The organism is Cylindrospermopsis sp. CR12 (genome assembly GCF_001432185.1).
Taxonomy (GTDB): Bacteria; Cyanobacteriota; Cyanobacteriia; order Cyanobacteriales; family Nostocaceae; genus Raphidiopsis; species Raphidiopsis raciborskii.
The window spans coordinates 1-6,201 of the sequence record NZ_LMVE01000068.1; the positions used below are offsets into that span (position 1 = coordinate 1).

5 protein-coding genes are annotated in these 6,201 nt (G+C 37.5%); all 5 read left to right on the forward strand.

All coding sequences use genetic code 11. The features are described 5' to 3' along the window. The first annotated feature begins 386 nt into the window (after positions 1-386). Positions 387-578, forward strand: coding sequence for a hypothetical protein (locus ASL19_RS18185; RefSeq protein ID WP_057177989.1), 192 nt, complete (start codon positions 387-389; stop codon positions 576-578). Positions 579-1,173: 595 nt separating this feature from the next. Further along, on the forward strand, positions 1,174-1,875 hold the full coding sequence (locus ASL19_RS08380) for a DUF268 domain-containing protein (protein WP_161808589.1): 702 nt from the start codon (positions 1,174-1,176) through the stop codon (positions 1,873-1,875). Positions 1,876-2,012: 137 nt separating this feature from the next. Further along, positions 2,013-3,461 carry an oligosaccharide flippase family protein gene (locus ASL19_RS08385; protein ID WP_057177991.1) on the forward strand — a complete coding sequence of 483 codons (1,449 nt, stop codon included), beginning with the start codon at positions 2,013-2,015 and terminating at the stop codon, positions 3,459-3,461. Positions 3,462-3,675: 214 nt separating this feature from the next. After that, on the forward strand, positions 3,676-4,395 hold the full coding sequence (locus ASL19_RS08390) for a hypothetical protein (RefSeq protein WP_152980412.1): 720 nt from the start codon (positions 3,676-3,678) through the stop codon (positions 4,393-4,395). Between the two features lie 202 nt (positions 4,396-4,597). Then, the gene (locus tag ASL19_RS08395; protein ID WP_057177993.1) at positions 4,598-5,848 is read left to right on the forward strand and encodes a hypothetical protein; all 1,251 of its coding nucleotides are present in this window, start codon (positions 4,598-4,600) and stop codon (positions 5,846-5,848) included. Positions 5,849-6,201 lie beyond the last annotated feature (353 nt).

A 6,201-nucleotide genomic window follows, 5' to 3' on the forward strand; every position in this document is an offset into this window, starting at 1 on the left:
TTTCTGAAAGAGCAGGAAACTCAACGTGCAGAACAGGAAAGACTGCTTAAAGAACAGGAAAAATTTCTGAAAGAGCAGGAACAACTAAAGTATCAAACCTTACTAGCACAATTAAAAGCTAAGGGTATTGATATCAGCACACTCGAATAAACTATTACCTGGACCGGAATACCCCCGTGAGAAGGGTTTTCTCAACCTGAGATTTTTCTCTACTTAGGGGTTGCTAAATAAATAGGTTTGTAAAGAAATGTATCGATCAGGTCTGCGCGGATAAATCATGACCCCCGAAGCCCTTCTCAGCCTTATAGCTAACGGTGAAGACTCTCGTCATCAGTTCAAGCGCGATATCACCAACACCGACAGCCTAGCTGCTGAGTTTGTCGCCTTTGACAATTGCAGGTAAAGATGGTAAGGATGCTAAAATCTATTTAGAAAAACAACTTAAACAAAGACTCGCAAGACTAGAAGAATTGCAAGGAACTGTTGCAAAATGCAGAAACCGAGCCATATCCCGTTGGTTTGTTGGGTTTCGTGCCTCAACCCAACCTACGATTACCAAGGAATTCCGTCACGGGTAATTCATTGGCGATCTCCCACAGGGAGTGCTTCCCAATCCCCCTTAACCGCACCCCTTGACTTATAGGAAAAACCTGATATTATATTTTCACGGGTTAAATAACCCTGCCACATACGAATAAAATATCAAGTAAACAATAAGGTGCTGAACTTTGACGGTCTACATGATCTCGGTTCGTACCAACCAGACTCATCCACCCAAGTAACTACAAGAGTCGAGTGGTAGGGATTCTCTGTCTCAATTTTAGCCTAGCTGATCGCCCTATCCATCCAATTAATTCCCAATTTATATATTAGAGTTGTTGGATAATAAGCCAGAATATCCTTGAAAGGCGTTTCCGACAAGGATTTCAGGAATTATACCGTAAAATTCCTCAAAGCTAGACTGCATCAGGATTTCTGCCGTTTTAATTAGTATTTCCCAACAGGTCTATTATATATAAGTAAAACTAACATAACCCTACCCTAAAACAATAGTTCACAAGAAATCCTAATATGGTCCACGCAACAAAACCTATAATGTTAAAAGCAAGGCTCCTATACACAGCAAAAATCCTGTTTCATGTTTTGGGAGAGTTTGGATACAACCCAATTAAAATGGTAGTTTCCATCTTAGAATTACCACTTTATATTTATCAACTCACTTCATTTTCGATAAGAAGCAAAAGTCCAGTTAAGATTCGATTGTTTCCCTATTTAACTGATAGACGTGATTTTGCTGGTAGTATCAGTCGCCATTATTTCCATCAAGATCTATGGGCAGCTAGAAAGGTCTACGAGAATAAACCAGAGAATCACATTGATGTAGGATCTCGAATTGATGGTTTTGTAGCGCATTTACTCACGTTTCGTACGGTCGAAGTGCTAGATGTGAGAAAAATGACCTCTTCTGTGAAGGGAATGACCTTTAGGCAAGTTAATCTGATGGAATTTCAAAAAGTGCCTGGCAGCGTATGTGATTCACTTTCTTGTCTTCATGCCCTGGAACACTTTGGTTTAGGTCGCTACGGGGATCCGATTGATCCCGAGGGACATATTAAAGGACTTAAGTCTTTAACTAAGATGCTAAAATCAGGTGGGACGTTGTTGTTATCAGTTCCCACAGGAAAAGAAAGAATAGAGTTCAACGGACACCGCATTTTTTCCGTAACCACTATACTAAATTTAACTACTAGTGACTATGACTTAGTGTCATTTTCATACATAGATGATACAAACACTTTATATGAGAACGTTGATACATCATTTGTTCCCACCATGTTGTATGGGTGTGGACTATACGAGTTGAAAAAGAAGTAGAACATCAAAACACTACATTCCCTAAGGTTATTATAAAATACAAGCGGAACTTAACATTGAAAAGCAAAGTAACACAAATTGTTTAATTTAACAACATCAGAATCTAAAATATACTAACATGGTGTCCGACTGAAAGAATGTTAAAAAATGGAGCCTATAATATAATAGGAGCTTCGCTACGTGCAGTAGCTGGTATAATTACGGGACCGGTTCTGTCCCGTTTAATGGGCTTGGAAGAATATGGTATTTGGGCTCTTATCTCGTCAGTGTTAGCTTTCCTAACAGTGGTAGAGGGGGGACTATCTAATGCAATTACCGTCTTTCTTTCCAGAGATATTGCTGATAAAGATGACCTAAAGATATCTGAGACCATAACCATTTCGCTGACCTGGATGCTAGTTTTAGCAATTTTAGCATCTGTATTCCTGTATTCAACCGCAGGAATAGTTATCAATTACTTTCCTGGGCTAAGTTCTACACAGCAGCACAACAGTATTCGAGCTTTACAGATAGGTTGTTTTTCGGTTTTGTGCCAGCTATTACAACAGGTGTTTATAGGAATTGAACAGGCATACCATGAGTATAAACTACTGAGTTTTTTAAAAACTTTACAATTTGGCTCACTGAGTATTGGATGGATTATTTCCGCCCATTTAGGTGGAGGTTCAGTTACACTTGCCACCTGGCAACTGGTTGTGACTTTAATAGTTCTAGGTTGGCACATTTATGTGGTTAGAGCCTTGACTAGAGATCACAATCTAGGATTTCTATGGAACAACCAAAGAGCAAGCCAAATTTTTCGCTACAATTTAGCAATGTGGTTAATGACGATTGGAGGAATCTTATTTACACGTGGTGATAGAATTGTTGTGGGTTCGGTCCTAGGTCCAGAGTCTCTGGCCATTTATGCCATAGTCAGTGATGTTGCATCTGGAATAAATTTTCTTGTAGCGCAACCAATTCAACCATTTTTACCTGTGGTCAGTCGCCTCGCATTAGACCCTACTTCCCTGCATACTCTCCAAAATAAGTTCAGACAGGTCATCCAAATAAATAGCTGTATGGCAGTTTGGTCTGGATCACTTATTTTAATTTTCTCCCCACTTGTCATTAGTTATGCGGTTGGATTGAAGGGTAGTGAGTACAACACTGCATTGTTTTGTCTTCAAGCATTGGCACTGATAACCACCATACAGTCTCTTTGTAACACCGGCTACTATGTTCTTATGTCTCAGAATATTAGACTCCTTTCGTTCCTACTATTTTCGTCTGGTTTTTTATCACTGTTCCTAATTTACCTCGGTTCAATTAGCTATCGTTTAACAGGAGCTGTTCTTGGGAATCTTGGTTTTATGATGATGGTGATCTCGACCTTTATATTTGCTAAAAAATTTGGATTAAACTATAAAGTGACATTTTCCTGCATAGCTACACCAGTTTTTCCTTTTTTGCTGGTATGCTTACTAAACTTTTCACTTGGTGCTACTCACACTGTTTTTTCTTGTCTTTTAGTTTTTCAGTCTATATTTGCTATGATATGGTTCTTTAACACCAACAATAAATTAACCTCATTTTCTACCTACTAACTTATATCTACATCTACTACGGTGAAAAACCCGAAGGGTGGGAAGCAAGCGGGAAACGAGTTAGTCGCGGAGTATATCAAACTTCTGATGGGTTCAAAATTAATGCGGACTGTAATGGTGCTGCTAATATTTTGAAAAAAGTAGCGGTGATGCTAGGAATTGATCTTAGCGGAATCAGTAGAGGCTGTTTAAGCCAGCCTCAGAAAGTTCGTTTATGGACTCTTCAGAAATCTCCGTGTCTTTAGACCGGAGAAGCTTAATTACTTCATTTAATATCGAGCGAGGCTCAGAAGACGGTATGAATTTTATCAACAGATCAATTTACCCTAACTATAGAGATCTATTAGTAAGCATGAAGAGCGTATTAAAGTGGTACCGTTCTCAGTACTTAGCTCCATCTCCATTATTTGTGAAAAGGCAGGTACTAGTTCGAAATGCTATAGTAAATGGTATCTATGTAGAAACTGGTACATACCTTGGAGATACAACTAACTTTCTATCGCAACGGTTTCCTAAAGTAATAAGTATTGAACCAGAGGCAACCCTTTTTGAGAAAGCAAAGAAGCGTTTTTCTGATAAAAAAGATGTTCACATTTTACATGGTTGTTCGGAAGACATTTTTCCAACCTTGCTAACAGAACTTAATGGAGATATTAATTTTTGGTTAGATGGCCATTATTCAGGAGGTGATTTTTGGAAAACTTACAAAGGTAAGAGTGATACACCCATCATTTCTGAACTTCGTCATATTAGGGATAATATTCACAAATTTAATCAGGTAGCTATCTTGGTAGATGATATTCGTTGTTTTCAGGAAGGTAGTCGACTACCTGATTACCCCACACTAGATTATTTAGTAGACTGGGCTAGAGAACTTAGTCTTAACTGGCACATTGAGCATGATATATTCGTTGCCAGAAGTGCAGGTCCTTAATGTCGTTATATAATGTCGTTATATTGTTGTTTTTCATGACATTTTCCCTGAATTACATATTCTATTTCCCCACCTCCATTTTCTCATTTTTGCTCGTTGTCGGGTACTCTGTGGTTCTAACCTGGTTTGTTTTCCAAAACCATGTCCGTTTCCCTGTAGTTATTAGGATTAGGAGCCTACGAAGATAAAGCAGTCACTATTTATGTCCACATTCAAGTTTTTCAGAAAGTCAGATACCGTTTGGTACTTTTTGCTGTTTGCTCTCCTGTTATTAACTTTATATATCCAGTACTTATCCAAATATGGTTACATCCCCTTAACTGGTATTTACGTTCCTGATGGTTATAGCTATGAATTAAGAGCACTAGAAAACAGGGAACTTGAGGAGTTTTCTGCATTCTCATACAATCTCTTTAATCAATTTATTTATAATAGTTTCTTGGGTGCCTTTGGCTTTTTTTTATTTAATTCGTCGCTGCTCTTTTTATCTGTTTGGCTGTGTAGACCAGTTTTTGCTAGTATTTCAGAGAATTCCATAAATTATGCAAGATTTGCTATTGTATTTAATCCATATCTACTAATTGGTGCAATTGGACCTAACAAAGAAAGCATTTTACTTTTCATAAACCTACTGTTTTGGTATCTATGCTTTTCTGGCTATCGGGACCATGAGAGCAGATCAAACAATCAAGGAAATTTGGTGGCAAAAATAATTGATCCAGTTGCAGTATTTACTTTAGCTTCCGTACCTTTGTTCATTCGACCAATTGTATCAATTATCCTTTATATTAGTTTGATTTACAAGATTGTTGGTTTTAAAAAAACTAGACTAGTGGCAACATGGCTACTTGTCTGTTACTTCTTGTCTGTCTCAATCCCGGTTATTAACGAAATCTATGCCCAACAAGTGGATCAAGGTTTGTCTAGTTTCAGTGGTTCTACTGTTTATGATGCAGCTGAAACTCTCAGTAGATATAGCCTAGATCCAATAATGCAATATCCCGCGTTCATAGCCAAAACAATCTTATTGTTTTTTGGTTTTGTTATCAGGCCATTCAGTTTTTCTGCACTCCTTGATGTAGGATACACTTTTTTAGCACTCGCGTATTTCCCAATTAACTTGAGTTTAATTTTAACTTTCCTCAAAAATACAAAACGTAATTATGACAATTTGTCAAGACCAGACAATGATAATACTATGAACACATTCCTATTTTTTACACTGCTATCTATGTTCATTGTAATTGTGAGCCCTGGATTTACATTTCGGTACTTTATTCCTGTTACACCATTTAGTTTTGGTTTGTTCATTTTTCAAAATTCCTCGACTAGGAAAATACTAGTGACGATATCGGTTTTGATTGGTGTTTTAGTGATAGTAGGGAACCTAATTTTTTATCAAAAAAGTTATTATCAAGACGTTTCACTACCTGTTTTCATGGATTGGCTGTGAAAGAAAAGTTTTAACTAATTTACGCCTTATGTGAGTTCAAAAACAAAATTCTGTCCTCATTCATGCAAGGCTCTAATTCTGTGAAAAAAGACTGTCTAAATCAGTACTGCTGACAGTTTTTCCAAATATGTCTGCAACCCTGTTCATATTATATCGTCAGAATTTTATCAGGTTTTGCTAAGAAATTGTAAATACTAGAGTTGTTGGAAAATAAGGGATAATAATCAAGCAGACAAGTAGGGTGACATTAATGTTGAACTTAGACCGCATCCTGAATCAAGAGCGACTGCTACGAGCAATGACTGGACTTAACCGCCAAGCATTCAACGAGCTGTTATCTCAGTTTGCTGATA

Excerpts from the sequence above, each read along its gene's own strand:
- ASL19_RS08380 (WP_161808589.1), top strand. The coding sequence starts at position 1,174 with ATGGTAGTTTCCATCTTAGAATTACCACTTTATATTTATCAACTCACT.
- ASL19_RS08385 (WP_057177991.1), top strand. The coding sequence starts at position 2,013 with ATGTTAAAAAATGGAGCCTATAATATAATAGGAGCTTCGCTACGTGCA.
- ASL19_RS08390 (WP_152980412.1), top strand. The coding sequence starts at position 3,676 with ATGGACTCTTCAGAAATCTCCGTGTCTTTAGACCGGAGAAGCTTAATT.
- ASL19_RS08395 (WP_057177993.1), top strand. The coding sequence starts at position 4,598 with ATGTCCACATTCAAGTTTTTCAGAAAGTCAGATACCGTTTGGTACTTT.